Genomic DNA, 15,467 nt, shown 5'->3' on the forward strand with positions numbered 1-15,467 from the left:
ACTCCTTACAAATGAGGCTGGAAGATGGATTTTAATTTGAATGACGAGCAGGAACTGTTTGTCGCCGGTATTCGTGAACTGATGGCCAGTGAGAACTGGGAAGCCTACTTTGCCGAGTGCGATCGCGACAGCGTCTACCCGGAACGTTTTGTGAAAGCGCTGGCGGATATGGGCATCGACAGCCTGTTGATCCCGGAAGAACACGGCGGGCTGGAAGCCGGTTTCGTCACCGTTGCCGCCGTATGGATGGAACTGGGGCGTCTGGGCGCGCCAACTTACGTGTTGTACCAATTGCCGGGAGGTTTTAACACTTTCCTGCGTGAAGGGACCCAGGAACAAATTGATAAAATCATGGCGTTCCAGGGAACCGGCAAGCAGATGTGGAACTCGGCGATCACCGAACCGGGAGCGGGATCGGATGTTGGCAGTTTAAAAACTACCTATACCCGTAAAAATGGTAAGGTTTATCTTAACGGCAGCAAGTGTTTCATCACCAGTAGCGCCTACACCCCCTACATCGTGGTGATGGCACGGGACGGCGCCTCCCCGGACAAACCGATTTATACCGAATGGTTTGTCGATATGAGCAAACCCGGCATCAAGGTTAACAAACTTGAGAAGCTCGGCCTGCGCATGGACAGCTGCTGTGAAATCAATTTTGACGATGTTGAGCTGGACGAAAAAGACATGTTCGGCCGGGAAGGTAATGGCTTTAACCGCGTAAAAGAAGAGTTCGACCACGAACGTTTTCTGGTGGCTTTAACCAACTACGGTACGGCGATGTGCGCGTTCGAAGATGCTGCGCGTTACGCCAATCAGCGCGTGCAGTTTGGCGAGACGATCGGCCGCTTCCAGCTGATTCAGGAGAAGTTCGCGCATATGGCGATCAAATTAAACTCCATGAAAAACATGCTGCTGGAAGCCGCGTGGAAAGCGGATAACGGCACCATCACCTCGGGCGATGCCGCGATGTGTAAATACTTCTGCGCCAACGCCGCGTTTGACGTGGTAGACAGCGCCATGCAGGTATTGGGCGGCGTCGGGATTGCGGGCAACCACCGCATTACGCGTTTCTGGCGTGACCTGCGCGTTGACCGCGTCTCCGGCGGCTCTGACGAAATGCAGATCCTGACGCTCGGCCGCGCCGTGCTGAAGCAATACCGTTAAACATTGCCCGGTGGCGCTGCGCTTACCGGGTCTACAAAAAATGCAGGAATTTATTTATGAACCGTTTACCGATGCCCACTTTCGGGCCGCTCGCCGGATTGCGGGTCGTGTTCTCCGGGATTGAAATCGCCGGGCCGTTCGCCGGACAAATGTTCGCAGAATGGGGCGCGGAAGTGATCTGGATTGAAAACGTCGCCTGGGCCGATACCATTCGCGTCCAGCCGAACTATCCGCAGCTTTCACGCCGAAACTTGCATGCCCTCTCCCTTAACATCTTCAAAGATGAAGGTCGGGAAGCGTTTCTGAAACTCATGGAAACCACTGACATCTTCATCGAAGCCAGCAAAGGCCCGGCGTTTGCCCGTCGCGGAATTACCGATGACGTGCTGTGGGAGCACAACCCCAAACTGGTGATCGCCCACCTTTCCGGTTTCGGCCAGTACGGCACGGAGGAGTACACCAACCTCCCGGCTTACAACACCATCGCCCAGGCCTTTAGCGGCTACCTGATTCAGAACGGCGATGTCGATCAACCCATGCCCGCGTTCCCGTATACGGCGGACTATTTTTCCGGGATGACCGCCACCACCGCCGCGCTGGCGGCTTTGCACAGAGTGCGTGAAACCGGCAAAGGCGAAAGCATTGATGTGGCGATGTATGAAGTGATGCTGCGTATGGGCCAGTACTTCATGATGGATTACTTCAACGGCGGCGAAATTTGCCCGCGCATGACCAAAGGCAAAGACCCCTACTACGCCGGATGCGGGCTGTATAAATGCGCAGACGGTTACATCGTGATGGAGCTGGTCGGTATTACGCAGATCAACGAGTGCTTTAAGGATATCGGCCTGGCGCACATTCTGGGTACGCCAGAGGTGCCGGAAGGCACCCAGCTTATCCATCGCGTTGAGTGCCCTTACGGGCCGTTAGTCGAGGAAAAACTGGATGCGTGGCTGGCGACCCGTTCCATCGCCGACGTGCAGGCGCGTTTCGCCGAGCTGAATATCGCCTGCGCGAAAGTGCTGACCATTCCAGAACTGGAAAACAACCCGCAGTACGTCGCCCGCAAATCCATTACCGAGTGGCAAACGATGGATGGCCGCACCTGTAAAGGGCCAAACATCATGCCGAAATTCAAAAACAACCCAGGGAAAATCTGGCGTGGCATGCCGTCGCATGGCATGGACACCGCCGCCATTCTAAAAAACATCGGTTACAACGAAGCAGATATACAGGAACTGGTCAGCAAGGGTCTGGCCAAAGTTGAGGATTAAACGCAAAGCGCTAACCGGTTTATCCGGTTAGCGCGCATGCCTATTTTCGAACGGATAACAGTGCAATGGATATCGTTGGCGGACAAAACTTACGTCAGATGTGGGACGACCTGGCCGAGGTATACGGAAATAAAACGGCGCTTATTTTTGAATCCAGCGAAGGCGTTGTCCGGCAATTCAGCTACGCGTCGCTGAATGAGGAGATCAACCGCACAGCGAACCTTTTCCTCGCCTCAGGCATTCAGAAAGGCGATAACGTCGCGCTGCATCTGGATAACTGCCCGGAGTTCTTTTTCTGCTGGTTTGGTCTGGCCAAAATTGGCGCCATCATGGTGCCGATCAATGCCAGGCTCCTGCGCGAAGAGAGCGCCTGGATTTTACAAAACAGCCGCGCGCAGCTCATCGTCACCAGCGCTGAATTTTATCCGATGTATCGCCAGATACTGCTTGAGGACGATACCCTGCTCAATCATATCTGTCTGATTGGCGAAAATGCGCCCGTTGAAGATAACGTTAGCCATTTTTCTCAATTGAAAGACCAGCAGCCTGCCACATTGTGCTATGCGCCGCCGTTATCCACTGACGACACGGCGGAGATTCTGTTTACTTCTGGCACCACCTCGCGGCCCAAAGGCGTGGTCATTACCCATTACAACCTGCGTTTTGCGGGTTACTACTCCTCCTGGCAGTGTGCGCTGCGTGAAGATGACGTCTATCTGACGGTGATGCCCGCCTTTCATATTGACTGTCAGTGTACTGCGGCAATGGCGGCATTCTCCGCAGGCAGCACCTTTGTGCTGATCGAAAAATACAGCGCCCGCGCGTTCTGGGGACAGGTACGAAAGTATCGCGCCACCGTTACGGAATGTATTCCGATGATGATCAGGACGCTGATGGTGCAGCCCGCTTCCCCGGAAGAGAGGCAGCATTGTCTGCGCGAAGTGATGTTCTATCTCAACCTTTCCGTGCAGGAAAAAGACGCTTTTATTGCACGTTTCGGCGTCCGACTGCTGACCTCTTACGGGATGACGGAAACCATTGTCGGCATTATTGGCGATCGTCCCGGCGATAAACGGCGCTGGCCATCTATTGGTCGCCCTGGATTTTGCTATGAGGCGGACATCCGCGATGAGCAGAACCGCTCGCTGCCCGCCGGAGAAATCGGTGAAATCTGTATTAAAGGCGTGCCGGGAAAAACCCTCTTTAAAGAGTATTACGCCAGGCCGGAAGCCACCGCCAAAGCGCTGGAAGCCAACGGCTGGCTGCATACCGGTGATTCCGGCTATCGGGATGAGGAGGGATTTTTCTATTTCGTTGACAGGCGTTGCAACATGATTAAACGCGGCGGCGAAAATGTCTCCTGCGTCGAACTGGAAAACATTATTTCGGCTCATCCCAAAATTCAGGACATCGTCGTTATTGGTATTCACGATTCGATCCGCGATGAAGCCATTAAAGCCTTTGTGGTGCTTAATGAAGGTGAAACATTAACGGAAGAGGAGTTTTTCGCTTTCTGTGAACAGAATATGGCGAAATTCAAAGTCCCCTCTTTTCTTGAGATAAGAAATGATCTGCCCCGAAATTGTTCAGGAAAAATAATTAAAAAGAACCTGAAATAAGCATTCTTACCCGTCCGATTTTAAATAATGGAGTGAAGATATGAGTGAATCATTACATTTGACCCGTCACGGCCCGATTCTGGAAATTACGCTGGATCGCCCGAAAGCGAATGCAATAGACGCAAAAACCAGTTTTGAGATGGGCGAAGTTTTTCTCAATTTCCGTGACGATCCCGAATTGCGTGTGGCGATCATCACCGGTGGCGGCGAAAAATTCTTCTCCGCAGGCTGGGATTTAAAAGCGGCGGCCGAAGGCGAAGCCCCGGACGCCGATTTTGGCCCCGGCGGGTTTGCCGGTTTAACCGAGATCTTTGACCTGGATAAACCGGTGATTGCCGCCGTTAACGGCTATGCCTTCGGCGGCGGGTTCGAACTGGCGCTGGCGGCGGATTTTATCGTCTGCGCCGATAACGCCAGTTTCGCGCTGCCTGAAGCAAAGCTCGGCATTGTGCCTGACAGCGGCGGCGTGCTGCGCCTGCCTAAGCTACTACCGCCTGCTATCGTCAACGAAATGCTGATGACCGGCAGACGAATGGACGCAGAAGAAGCCTTGCGCTGGGGAATTGTGAACCGGGTTGTCAGCCAGCAAGCGTTAATGGACAGCGCCCGCGAACTGGCGCAACAGTTGGTGAACAGCGCGCCGTTGGCGATCGCCGCCCTCAAAGAGATCTACCGCGCAACCAGCGAAATGCCGGTGGAAGAAGGCTATCGCTACATTCGCAGCGGCGCATTGAAGCATTACCCGTCGGTACTGCACTCTGAAGATGCGATCGAAGGCCCGCAGGCGTTTGCCGAAAAACGCGATCCGGTCTGGAAAGGCCGCTAGCGCCGCGCTGCCGGATGGCGCTAACGCTTATACGCCATCCGACAACAATCACGGAGGAATAACCATGAGCTATTACGCCTTTGAAGGCCTGATTCCGGTAGTACATCCAGAGGCGTACGTGCATCCCAGCGCCGTGTTGATTGGCGATGTCATCGTTGGTGCGGGCGTCTATATCGGCCCGCTTGCATCGCTGCGCGGCGACTATGGGCGTCTGATTCTTGAGGCGGGCGCTAACCTTCAGGATAGCTGCATCATGCACGGTTATTGCGATACCGACACCATCGTGCATGAAAACGGGCATATCGGGCACGGCACAATCCTTCACGGCTGCGTGATTGGTCGTGATGCGTTGGTAGGCATGAACAGCGTAATCATGGATGGCGCAATCATCGGCGAAGAGAGTATCGTCGCCGCCATGAGTTTTGTAAAAGCGGGTTTTGTCGGCGCGCCCAGGCAGCTGCTGGTTGGTGCGCCTGCACGCGTCAAACGTGATGTCACGGATGAAGAGCTGCACTGGAAACGGCTCAACACGCAGGAATATCAGGATCTCGCGGTACGCTGTCGGGCATCGCTATGTGAAACGCAACCCTTAACCCAGGTCGAAAAGAACCGGCCACGCCTGAAAGGCACGACGGAGGTGAAGCCAAAATCGGCGTAGCGCTTTGTGCCGGATGGCGCTGGCGCTTATCCGGCCTACGAGTCAACACACCGTTGCAGGCCGGATAAGGCATTTACGCCGACATTACCGACGCATACTTTTTGATAGCATCATCTGCCATTTCTGCTCGCGGTTTAGCTCTGCGGGCGGAACCGGCATTCGCGGGGTTCTCTCCGCTTTTACCATCTTCTCCTGCGCGCTATGACCCAAACGCGCATAGAGCTGCGCGTCAATACGCTTAATACGCACCAGGCGTTGGCACTGGCATCCTCGCCCTTCCAGCTGATTAGGGATCGTCCTGGTCTCGCACTCTATTTCCCCCACTTCAGAAAGAATATACGAAACCGTATTAATCGCTTTGCAATAATCCATATTAAATTGCTTCGCGATCTCTTTGGCGCTCACCCACCGGTTTTCTGCCATTACCCAATCAGCAATTAACAAATAAAGTGGTTTCTCAACATATTTTTCACTCATAAGCACACCATTTTACAAATTAAAAATCTTGCTACGGTTCGTTATGGCCTGAATATAAATAACGCCATTAACCATAAATAAATTGTGGATATAAGGGGATAGTATGCGACTTAATTGTTGATTAGTGTGAGCGAAATCGTGCTTGTTACATTGAAAACCACATCCAGGAAGCGTATGTGACCAAGAATGACCTTATGGCGTAAAAAAAGGTTCCTTTGCAGGAACCTTTTTATATCACCAGATAAATGCGTCTGCCGCTTACTTCGTAATTTGCGCGTGCATTTCCTGTACGGAAATCACCTTTTCAGTCGCATCGGCGTTCAGCGCCATCGTCGTGGCGAAACCGCCGTTCAGGGTCGTGTCGTAATGCACTTTATACTGCAACGCGCTGCGGCGAATCAGTTTAGAGTCCTCAATCGCCTGACGACCTGCGGTGGTGTTGATGATGTAGGTGTATTCGCCATTCTTGATACGGTCCTGAATGTGCGGACGACCTTCATGCACCTTGTTGACCAGACGCGGGTTGATACCCGCCTCACCCAGCACAATCGCCGTACCGTGAGTCGCATCCAGTTCGAAGCCCTGTTTCAGCAGCTTCGCCGCCAGGTCCACCACGCGTTCTTTGTCGCCTTCACGAACGGAGAGCAGCGCACGGCCCGATTTCTTCATCGTCGAGCTGCTGCCAAGCTGCGCTTTGGCGAACGCTTCAGCGAAGGTGCGGCCGACGCCCATCACTTCCCCGGTAGAGCGCATTTCTGGCCCTAACAGCGGGTCAACGCCCGGGAATTTGTTGAACGGCAGCACCACTTCTTTCACCGAGTAGTACGGCGGGATGATTTCTTTCGTCACGCCCTGCTCGGTCAGCGATTTGCCCGCCATCACGCGCGCCGCCACTTTCGCCAGCGGTAAGCCGGTCGCTTTGGAGACGAACGGTACGGTACGCGCCGCACGCGGGTTCACTTCAATCAGGTAGACTTCGTTGTCTTTCACCGCGAATTGCACGTTCATCAGACCACGCACCTGCAACTCAAAGGCCAGCTTCTGCACCTGCTGGCGCATCACGTCCTGAATCTCTTTGCTTAACGTGTAGGCCGGCAGAGAACATGCGGAGTCACCGGAGTGCACGCCCGCCTGTTCGATGTGTTCCATGATGCCGCCAATCAGCACCATTTCACCGTCGCAGATAGCATCCACATCCACTTCCACCGCGTCATCAAGGAAGCGGTCCAGCAGTACCGGCGCATCGTTAGAGACGCTGACTGCGGTCTGGAAGTAACGACGCAGGTCAGCTTCGTCGTAAACGATTTCCATCGCGCGGCCGCCCAGCACGTAGGACGGGCGAACCACCAGCGGATAGCCAATCTCTTTTGCCTTCTCAACGGCCTGTTCAATCGCCGTCACGGTGGCGTTAGCAGGCTGTTTCAGTTTCAGACGGTCAACCGCCTGCTGGAAGCGCTCACGGTCTTCCGCGCGGTCAATCGCATCCGGGCTGGTGCCGATAACCGGCACGCCTGCCGCTTCCAGCGCGCGCGCCAGTTTCAGCGGAGTCTGGCCGCCGTACTGTACGATGACGCCTTTCGGTTTCTCGACGCGCACGATTTCCAGCACATCTTCCAGCGTGACCGGCTCGAAGTACAGGCGGTCGGAGGTGTCGTAGTCGGTGGAGACCGTTTCCGGGTTACAGTTGACCATAATGGTCTCGTAACCGTCTTCGCGCAGCGCCAGCGAGGCGTGTACGCAGCAGTAGTCAAATTCAATCCCCTGGCCGATACGGTTCGGGCCGCCGCCGAGCACCATGATTTTGTCGCGATCCTGGTTCGGATTCGCTTCGCACTCATCTTCATAAGTGGAGTACATGTAGGCGGTGTCGGTAGCAAATTCCGCCGCACAGGTGTCCACGCGCTTGTAAACCGGGTGCAGGTTGAACTGGTCACGCAGTTTGCGCACTTCCGCTTCGCGCACGCCCGCCAGTTTAGCCAGACGCGCATCGGCGAAGCCTTTGCGCTTCAGCATCCGCAGGAAGTCAGCGTCGAGACCGGTGATGCCAAGCTCTGCCACTTTCTCTTCCAGACGAACCAGTTCCTCAATCTGCACCAGGAACCAGCGGTCGATGTTGGTCAGGTTAAAGACGCCATCGACAGACAGCCCCGCGCGGAACGCATCAGCGATGTACCAGATACGCTCGGCGCCCGCATCTTTCAGCTCGCGACGAATTTTGGTCAGCGCTTCCGGATCATCCAGGCTGACTTTCGGGTCAAAACCGGCGGCGCCCACTTCCAGACCGCGCAGCGCTTTCTGTAAGGATTCCTGCTGAGTGCGGCCAATCGCCATCACTTCGCCGACGGATTTCATCTGGGTGGTGAGACGGTCGTTGCTGCCCGCGAATTTTTCAAAGTTGAAGCGAGGAATTTTGGTGACAACGTAGTCAATGGACGGTTCGAACGATGCCGGAGTACGGCCGCCGGTGATGTCGTTCATCAGTTCGTCGAGGGTGTAACCCACCGCCAGTTTCGCCGCCACTTTGGCAATCGGGAAGCCGGTGGCTTTTGACGCCAGCGCCGAGGAGCGGGAGACGCGCGGGTTCATTTCGATAACAATCAGACGACCGTTTTTCGGGTTCACCGCAAACTGAACGTTGGAACCGCCGGTTTCCACGCCGATTTCACGCAGTACCGCCATCGAGGCGTTACGCATGATTTGGTACTCTTTGTCCGTCAGCGTTTGCGCCGGAGCCACCGTGATGGAATCACCGGTGTGGATGCCCATCGCGTCAAAGTTCTCAATGGAGCAGACGATAATGCAGTTGTCGTTCTTATCACGCACCACTTCCATTTCGTACTCTTTCCAGCCAATCAGCGACTCATCTATCAGCAGTTCGTTGGTTGGGGAGAGATCCAGACCGCGCGCGCAAATTTCTTCGAACTCTTCGCGGTTGTAGGCAATACCGCCGCCGGTGCCGCCCATCGTAAAGGATGGACGGATAATGCACGGATAACCGACGTCAGCGGCAACCGCCAGCGCCTCTTCCATCGTATGCGCAATACCGGAGCGGGCAGTGTCGAGGCCGATTTTCTTCATCGCCACGTCGAAACGGCGGCGGTCTTCGGCTTTATCAATCGCATCGGCAGTGGCGCCAATCATGGTCACGCCGAACTCAGCCAGCACGCCCTGACGCTCCAGCTCCAGCGCGCAGTTCAGCGCCGTCTGGCCGCCCATCGTCGGCAGCACCGCATCCGGGCGCTCTTTCTCAATAATTTTACGCACCACTTCCCAGTGAATCGGCTCAATGTAGGTCGCATCGGCCATTTCCGGGTCGGTCATGATGGTCGCGGGGTTAGAGTTCACCAGGATGACGCGATAACCTTCTTCACGCAGCGCTTTACACGCCTGGGCGCCAGAGTAGTCAAACTCACACGCCTGGCCGATAACAATCGGGCCCGCACCCAGAATCAGGATACTTTTTATGTCTGTACGTTTTGGCATGGCTCTGTTTACTCCTGATTATTTCGCGGACTGACGGTACTGCTCAATTAACTCGATAAAGTGGTCGAACAATGGCGCGGCATCATGCGGGCCAGGGCTCGCCTCAGGGTGTCCCTGGAAGCTGAACGCCGGTTTATCGGTGCGATGAATCCCTTGCAGAGTGCCGTCGAACAGCGATTTGTGCGTCACTCGCAGATTTGCAGGCATAGAAGCCTCATCCACCGCAAAACCGTGGTTCTGCGCCGTAATCATCACGGTATTGTTATCGATATCTTTTACCGGATGGTTACCGCCGTGGTGGCCGAACTTCATCTTGATGGTTTTCGCGCCGCTCGCCAGCGCCAGCAGCTGATGGCCGAGGCAGATGCCGAAAACCGGAATATCGGTTTCGAGGAATGCCTGAATCGCCTCGATAGCGTAATCGCACGGCGCCGGATCGCCAGGGCCGTTAGAGAGGAAGATACCGTCCGGGTTCATCTTCAGCACCTCTTCGGCGGAGGTCTTCGCCGGAACCACCGTCAGGCGGCAGCCTCTGTCTACCAGCATACGCAGGATGTTGCGTTTCGCGCCGTAGTCGTAAGCCACAACGTGGAACGGCAGGTCAGTTTCTGATTTGGCTTCCGGCAGGTCGTCTGCAAGCGTCCAGCTTCCCTGCGTCCAGCTATAGGATTCAGCGGTGGTCACTTCTTTCGCCAGATCCATTCCGTTGAGGCCCGGGAAGGCTTTCGCTTTCTCCAGCGCCAGTGCCGCATCCGGGTTATCACCTGCGATAATGCAGCCGTTCTGTGCGCCCTTCTCACGCAGCAGGCGCGTCAGCTTACGGGTATCAATATCGGCAATCGCCACGATGTTATGGCGTTTCAGGTAAGAAGAGAGGTCTTCAGTATTGCGGAAGTTGCTGGCAATCAGCGGCAGATCGCGAATGACCAGACCTTGCGCATGAACCTGAGAGGATTCTTCATCGGCTTCATTGGTGCCGACATTACCGATATGAGGATAAGTAAGAGTGACAATTTGGCGGGAATAGGAAGGATCAGTGAGGATTTCTTGATAACCGGTCATTGAAGTATTGAAAACGACTTCCCCAACCGCCGAACCTGTTGCCCCTATGGCCCGACCGTGAAACTGGGTTCCGTCTTCCAGAACCAATAGCGCTGACTTAATCAAAACACCCTCCAGAGAATATTCACTCACTTTATTTGCATATTAATTCATTTGTATAACCTGAATCAATGCAAATCTGCTTACCCGTGGATTTCTGGCAAACGGCGGCATTCTGAAGATAAGGCGGGTAAAAGTCAACTTAAAGGCGGTATTTTTTGTATTGTTTTACGACTCAGGGAAGGATGTTCTGATTTAACAGGCAAAAAGATCAGCTAACTTGTCCTGGAAAACGCTTGCGTGGCTGAAAGAATGCATTATGAAACCAGTGAGAAGAAAAAAGTGGACCACTTGGTCAAAATTTACATAAAAGCAACAAATAAACAGAAGAAAACAGATAAATTCACGAGTTTAAATAAAAAACAGAAAGATAAAGCTAAAAATAATAGGGCAATAAATTATTGCCCTATGTAATCAACAAATTATGATTACCATAACCACATCACGAAGGGTAAAAACCAGCTATAAATTGTTTAAATCCAGCACATCTCGCATATCAAAAAGACCATTTGGCTTTGATTTTAGCCAGATAGCCGATCTGACCGCGCCATTCGCAAACGTCATACGGCTGGAGGCCTTATGCGTGATTTCAATACGTTCACCAATATCAGCAAACATCGCAGTATGTTCACCCACAATGTCGCCGGCACGAACCGTCGCAAAACCGATGGTGCCCGGCACGCGTTCGCCGGTATAACCTTCACGACTGTATACCGCGCACGCTTTCAGATCTTTGTCCAGCGCGTGGGCGATCGCTTCCCCCATCGCCAGCGCGGTGCCTGACGGCGCATCCACTTTATGGCGATGGTGCGCTTCGATAATTTCAATATCGGTATAGTCGCCCATCACTTTCGCCGCTTTCTCAAGTAGCTTCAGCATGACGTTAACACCGACGCTAAAGTTGGCGGCGAACACAATGCCGATATCCTGCGCGGCATCGCGAATGGCCTGCTTGCCTGCGTCATCAAATCCCGTCGTGCCAATGACGATGCCTTTACCGTGCTGACGGCAAAACGCCAGGTGCGCCAGCGTCCCTTCCGGGCGAGTGAAATCAATAAAGATGTCAAAATCATCTTTTACCGCTTCCAGGCTACTTTGCACGGTGACGCCCGTTTTCCCTGCGCCTGCTAATTCACCGGCATCGCTGCCCAGTAATGAAGAACCTTCCCGCTCCAGCGCCGCGCCGAGTTGAACGCCGTCCATCCCCAGGGCGGCCTGAATCAGCTGACGTCCCATGCGTCCCCCGGCTCCCGCGATGGCAACGCGGATTTGTGCATCATGCATAGCTATTCTCTTTTGTTAATTTTGCGTAAATCGTTTTCAGATTAACCAGCGCCACGCCGCGCCGCTAGCCAAAAACGTCGATAATTAGAATTTAATGATAAACAGGGAGAGATATCAGTAAAAGGCATGACGATCAGCAAAAACCGCATGACTCTCTGACCACCAGCGCAGGTGGCAGGATGATACGCTTCGGCGGCTCATCATTCCCCTGGATTCGGCTGTAAAGCAGTTCTCCAGCCTTACGACCGATCTCTTTCGCCGCAACCGAAACGGTAGTGAGCGCAGGCTGAACCAACGCGGCTTCAGTAATATCATCAAAACCAACAAGGGCAAAATCACGCCCAGGTTCGCGCCCCATTTTACGTAGCGCCTGCATCACCCCTAACGCCACAATATCCTGGTAACACACTGCGGCAGTAATTTGTGGATGACGCATTAGCAAAGACTCAGCGACTCTGGCACCGTCAATCTGGCTGGCCTGGGTCGCAACAATCCATTCAGGATTCGGCGATATCCCCTGCTCCAGCAACGTGCTGGTGAACCCGCCAATACGCTGCGCCCGACTCCCGGAACTTGGACTCCCCCCGATAAAAGCAATATTCGTATGTCCCATTTTCAACAAGTGAGTCGTGGCCATTTGCGTACCGAGAAAGTTATCTGTGCCCACAAAATCAAAGTCCGGGTCATTCAGCGGACGGACAACCATGATGGCGGGAATATTGCGTCTTTTCAGCGCTTCAAAAAAGGATGCCGGCGTTTCCCGTGCAGCGCATAACACCATCCCGCAAGCGTTGTTACGCATCAGCGAATCGACAAATTTTTGCTGTCGCTCACCCGACTCCTCACTGTTGGCAAGAAATAAGAGCAGATCATGGCGTTCCATTTCATGACTGAGTCCTGCGGTCATCTCGCCGTAAAACGGGTTGGTGATATCGTGCAACAACAATCCAACCTGATTGCTGCTACGGTTACGCAAGTTAGCGGCGGTCTGATTGTAGACATAGCCAGTATCATCCAGCGCTTTTAGTACGCGATCGCGAGTAGCCTGTGAAATTCGTCCACGATTTCGCAGCACCATTGAAACGGTCGCCGTGGAGACCCCTGCGCGTTCTGCTACCTGCGCCAGCGTGACTGTGGTCATGACTTCTCCTGTGTTTAGCGTAGGTTAATCGAATAACCCAAATTTTGCATTTTTACGTGTGATTCACATCACGCTGGCGTGCATTTTACCGCGTTTGTTTCTCATTATGGCGGGTTAATCGCGTTAACCACACTATGAAAATAAGGTTAATCGATTAATCTTTATTTAGCCAATACGGAGAGAGAAAATGCGTACAACCTATAATAAATTTCCTGAAGTAAAGGTTCAGGGTTATGACAACCAGGCCTGGCAAGGCTGGGAGTCAATCCATTCTGTGCTTAACACCAGGGTTTCTGAATCATCTAAAACTGTTCTGGTTGTGGACTGTTATCCGGGCGTGCGGCTTGAAGAGCTCGAACAGCAGCTTTTCACGGCGTTTAACAGCGCGCTCGTACTGAATATCGAGTCCGCCCGCCGCGATGAACAGGCGTTGCATGATCTACTGGCACGCAACCTGACCGACGATCGCGTATTTGGCGTGCTTTCCTGCCACCATCTTGATGAGTTTTTTAATGCCGATAAACTCAACCAACTCCGTCAACAAATTGATGCGGTTACCGAAGGCCTCGTCATCGTTTATGGTTCGGGGGCCGCACTGGCACACTCTGGCGACGTGCTAATTTATGCCGATCTCCCGCGTTGGGAGATCCAACAACGTATGCGTCATGACGGGCTCGGTAACTGGGGCGCGGAAAACCAGGATGAGGATATTCTGCGTCGTTACAAACGCGCCTTTTTCATCGAATGGCGGGTATTTGACAGACATAAAACACCGCTGCTCAAGCGCGCCGATTATTTGCTCGATACCACAGAAGAAAATGCCCCGGCAATGGTCAGCGGCGAAGCGCTACGCGCCGGGTTGCAACAAACCACCACCCAACCGTTTCGTGTCGCCCCTTTCTTTGATCCTGGCGTCTGGGGCGGCCAATGGATGAAACAACACTTCGATCTCGATCCCTCAGCCCCCAATTACGCGTGGTGTTTTGATTGCGTGCCCGAGGAAAACAGCCTGTTACTGCGTTTTGGCAACGTGCGGATCGAGATCCCCTCTCAGGATCTGGTGCTCATTTATCCCCGGGCGCTACTTGGCGAGAAAGTTCATGCCCGCTTCGGCGCAGAATTTCCGATCCGTTTTGACTTCCTCGACACTATCGGCGGTCAGAATTTGAGTTTCCAGGTCCATCCTGTGACCGAATACATCCAGCAGCAATTCGGTATGCACTATACCCAGGATGAAAGTTATTACATTCTCGAAGCCGAGCCGGAAGCGGTGGTTTATCTGGGCACCAAAACCGGGATCGAACCTCAGGATATGCTGGACTGCCTCCGGGCAGCAGGTCGCGGAGAAAAAACGTTTGATGACGAGCGCTTCGTTAATCAGATAACCGCACATAAACACGATCACTTTCTCATCCCCGCAGGAACCGTACACTGCTCAGGCGCGGGAACAATGGTTCTGGAGATCAGTGCGACGCCCTACATCTTCACCTTTAAACTATGGGACTGGGGACGCTTAGGTTTAGATGGATTGCCGCGTCCGGTCCATCTGGATCATGGTCAGCAAGTCATCGACTGGCAGCGTGATACACAATGGGTTTATGACAACCTGGTAAACCGTATTGAGCCCATCGCAGAGGGTGAAGGCTGGCGGGAGGAAAGAACCGGTATGCATGAGAGAGAATTTATCGAAACTCGTCGCCACTGGTTTACCGCGCCGGTCATGCACCATACTCATGGCGGCGTTAACGTGCTGAACCTAGTCGAAGGCGCGGAAGCGGTCGTCGACAGCCCGAGCGGTGCCTTTTCCCCCTTTATCGTCCACTATGCTGAGACCTTTATCATTCCTGCTGCCGTCGGCGAATACCGCATTTCTCCCTCGGGTGAAAGCGTTGGGCAGCAGCTCGCCACCATCAAAGCCTGGGTAAGAGGATAAGCAGATGATTAATGTTATTGTCGCCACCCACGGCCCTCTGGCAGAAGCGTTCCTCGCCAGTGGTCGAATGGTTTACGGAGACTTACCGCATGTTTACTCCGTTACGCTAAACGAACAAGCGGGTATCGAAGGCTTTAAAGATAACTTTTCCCAGGTACTCGCGAATGCAGGGCAAAACGCTGATGGCGTACTGGTGTTATGTGATATGCAAAGCGGTACGCCGTGGAACGTTGCCTGCCAACATGCTTTTTCGCCACAGACGGTTCCTCCTGTCGCCGTCGTTGCGGGCGTAAATTTCCCCATGCTGCTGCAAAGCGAAGAAATTTGCCATTTAACGGATGTTCACGCCGCAGCCGTGGAGCTGCTGGCATTAACCGTCCCCACACTGATTAAAGCCGCCCCGGTTTTATCCGTTCAGTCAGATGATTTTTAAAGGAAACCGTT

The 15,467-nt window shown here is 53.6% G+C and carries 12 protein-coding genes; 7 read left to right on the forward strand and 5 right to left on the reverse strand.

The features are described 5' to 3' along the window. Positions 1-24: 24 nt before the first annotated feature. The 5 genes from caiA (at position 25) to caiE (ending at position 5,544) form a co-directional block, all read left to right on the forward strand. Positions 25-1,167 (forward strand): crotonobetainyl-CoA dehydrogenase, encoded by a 1,143-nt coding sequence (gene caiA / locus OGX80_RS01535; RefSeq protein ID WP_012134130.1) that lies wholly within the window; start codon positions 25-27, stop codon positions 1,165-1,167. A 56-nt stretch (positions 1,168-1,223) separates the two neighbouring features. Beyond that, complete coding sequence (gene caiB / locus OGX80_RS01540; RefSeq protein ID WP_115182003.1) at positions 1,224-2,441, forward strand: L-carnitine CoA-transferase; 1,218 nt, start codon at positions 1,224-1,226, stop codon at positions 2,439-2,441. A 65-nt stretch (positions 2,442-2,506) separates the two neighbouring features. After that, positions 2,507-4,060: a crotonobetaine/carnitine-CoA ligase gene (gene caiC / locus OGX80_RS01545; protein WP_058668555.1), complete on the forward strand. Its 1,554-nt coding sequence runs from the start codon at positions 2,507-2,509 to the stop codon at positions 4,058-4,060. A 40-nt stretch (positions 4,061-4,100) separates the two neighbouring features. After that, positions 4,101-4,886: a crotonobetainyl-CoA hydratase gene (gene caiD / locus OGX80_RS01550; RefSeq protein WP_058668554.1), complete on the forward strand. Its 786-nt coding sequence runs from the start codon at positions 4,101-4,103 to the stop codon at positions 4,884-4,886. 64 nt (positions 4,887-4,950) lie between these two features. Further along, positions 4,951-5,544: a carnitine operon protein CaiE gene (gene caiE, locus OGX80_RS01555; RefSeq protein ID WP_115182004.1), complete on the forward strand. Its 594-nt coding sequence runs from the start codon at positions 4,951-4,953 to the stop codon at positions 5,542-5,544. Positions 5,545-5,628: 84 nt separating this feature from the next. On the opposite strand, the gene caiF is transcribed toward caiE, so the two are convergent. The 5 genes from caiF to OGX80_RS01580 form a co-directional block, all read right to left on the reverse strand. Further along, positions 5,629-6,021 (reverse strand): carnitine metabolism transcriptional regulator CaiF, encoded by a 393-nt coding sequence (gene caiF, locus OGX80_RS01560; RefSeq protein WP_012134135.1) that lies wholly within the window; start codon positions 6,019-6,021, stop codon positions 5,629-5,631. 258 nt (positions 6,022-6,279) lie between these two features. Further along, on the reverse strand, positions 6,280-9,504 hold the full coding sequence (gene carB / locus OGX80_RS01565) for a carbamoyl-phosphate synthase large subunit (protein ID WP_012134136.1): 3,225 nt from the start codon (positions 9,502-9,504) through the stop codon (positions 6,280-6,282). Between the two features lie 18 nt (positions 9,505-9,522). Continuing rightward, complete coding sequence (carA, locus tag OGX80_RS01570; RefSeq protein ID WP_024130719.1) at positions 9,523-10,671, reverse strand: glutamine-hydrolyzing carbamoyl-phosphate synthase small subunit; 1,149 nt, start codon at positions 10,669-10,671, stop codon at positions 9,523-9,525. 456 nt (positions 10,672-11,127) lie between these two features. Continuing rightward, a complete protein-coding gene (gene dapB / locus OGX80_RS01575) occupies positions 11,128-11,949 on the reverse strand; it encodes a 4-hydroxy-tetrahydrodipicolinate reductase (protein WP_049010172.1) in 822 nt (273 codons plus the stop codon). A 133-nt stretch (positions 11,950-12,082) separates the two neighbouring features. Further along, positions 12,083-13,090, reverse strand: a complete 1,008-nt coding sequence (locus OGX80_RS01580; protein WP_115182005.1) for a LacI family DNA-binding transcriptional regulator — start codon at positions 13,088-13,090, stop codon at positions 12,083-12,085. Positions 13,091-13,277: 187 nt separating this feature from the next. Here OGX80_RS01580 and OGX80_RS01585 point away from each other — a divergent pair, with 187 nt between their 5' ends. Together OGX80_RS01585 and OGX80_RS01590 are read left to right on the forward strand one after the other, a co-directional pair. Further along, positions 13,278-15,023: a class I mannose-6-phosphate isomerase gene (locus OGX80_RS01585; protein WP_115182006.1), complete on the forward strand. Its 1,746-nt coding sequence runs from the start codon at positions 13,278-13,280 to the stop codon at positions 15,021-15,023. Positions 15,024-15,027: 4 nt separating this feature from the next. Then, on the forward strand, positions 15,028-15,456 hold the full coding sequence (locus tag OGX80_RS01590) for a PTS sugar transporter subunit IIA (protein WP_115182007.1): 429 nt from the start codon (positions 15,028-15,030) through the stop codon (positions 15,454-15,456). Positions 15,457-15,467: the final 11 nt, after the last annotated feature.

Source organism: Citrobacter sp. CK194, from assembly GCF_030333395.1.
Taxonomy (GTDB): domain Bacteria; phylum Pseudomonadota; class Gammaproteobacteria; order Enterobacterales; family Enterobacteriaceae; genus Citrobacter_B; species Citrobacter_B koseri.

Excerpts from the sequence above, each read along its gene's own strand:
- caiA (WP_012134130.1), top strand. The coding sequence starts at position 25 with ATGGATTTTAATTTGAATGACGAGCAGGAACTGTTTGTCGCCGGTATT.
- caiB (WP_115182003.1), top strand. The coding sequence starts at position 1,224 with ATGAACCGTTTACCGATGCCCACTTTCGGGCCGCTCGCCGGATTGCGG.
- caiC (WP_058668555.1), top strand. The coding sequence starts at position 2,507 with ATGGATATCGTTGGCGGACAAAACTTACGTCAGATGTGGGACGACCTG.
- caiD (WP_058668554.1), top strand. The coding sequence starts at position 4,101 with ATGAGTGAATCATTACATTTGACCCGTCACGGCCCGATTCTGGAAATT.
- caiE (WP_115182004.1), top strand. The coding sequence starts at position 4,951 with ATGAGCTATTACGCCTTTGAAGGCCTGATTCCGGTAGTACATCCAGAG.
- caiF (WP_012134135.1), bottom strand. The coding sequence starts at position 6,021 with ATGAGTGAAAAATATGTTGAGAAACCACTTTATTTGTTAATTGCTGAT.
- carB (WP_012134136.1), bottom strand. The coding sequence starts at position 9,504 with ATGCCAAAACGTACAGACATAAAAAGTATCCTGATTCTGGGTGCGGGC.
- dapB (WP_049010172.1), bottom strand. The coding sequence starts at position 11,949 with ATGCATGATGCACAAATCCGCGTTGCCATCGCGGGAGCCGGGGGACGC.
- OGX80_RS01580 (WP_115182005.1), bottom strand. The coding sequence starts at position 13,090 with ATGACCACAGTCACGCTGGCGCAGGTAGCAGAACGCGCAGGGGTCTCC.
- OGX80_RS01585 (WP_115182006.1), top strand. The coding sequence starts at position 13,278 with ATGCGTACAACCTATAATAAATTTCCTGAAGTAAAGGTTCAGGGTTAT.
- OGX80_RS01590 (WP_115182007.1), top strand. The coding sequence starts at position 15,028 with ATGATTAATGTTATTGTCGCCACCCACGGCCCTCTGGCAGAAGCGTTC.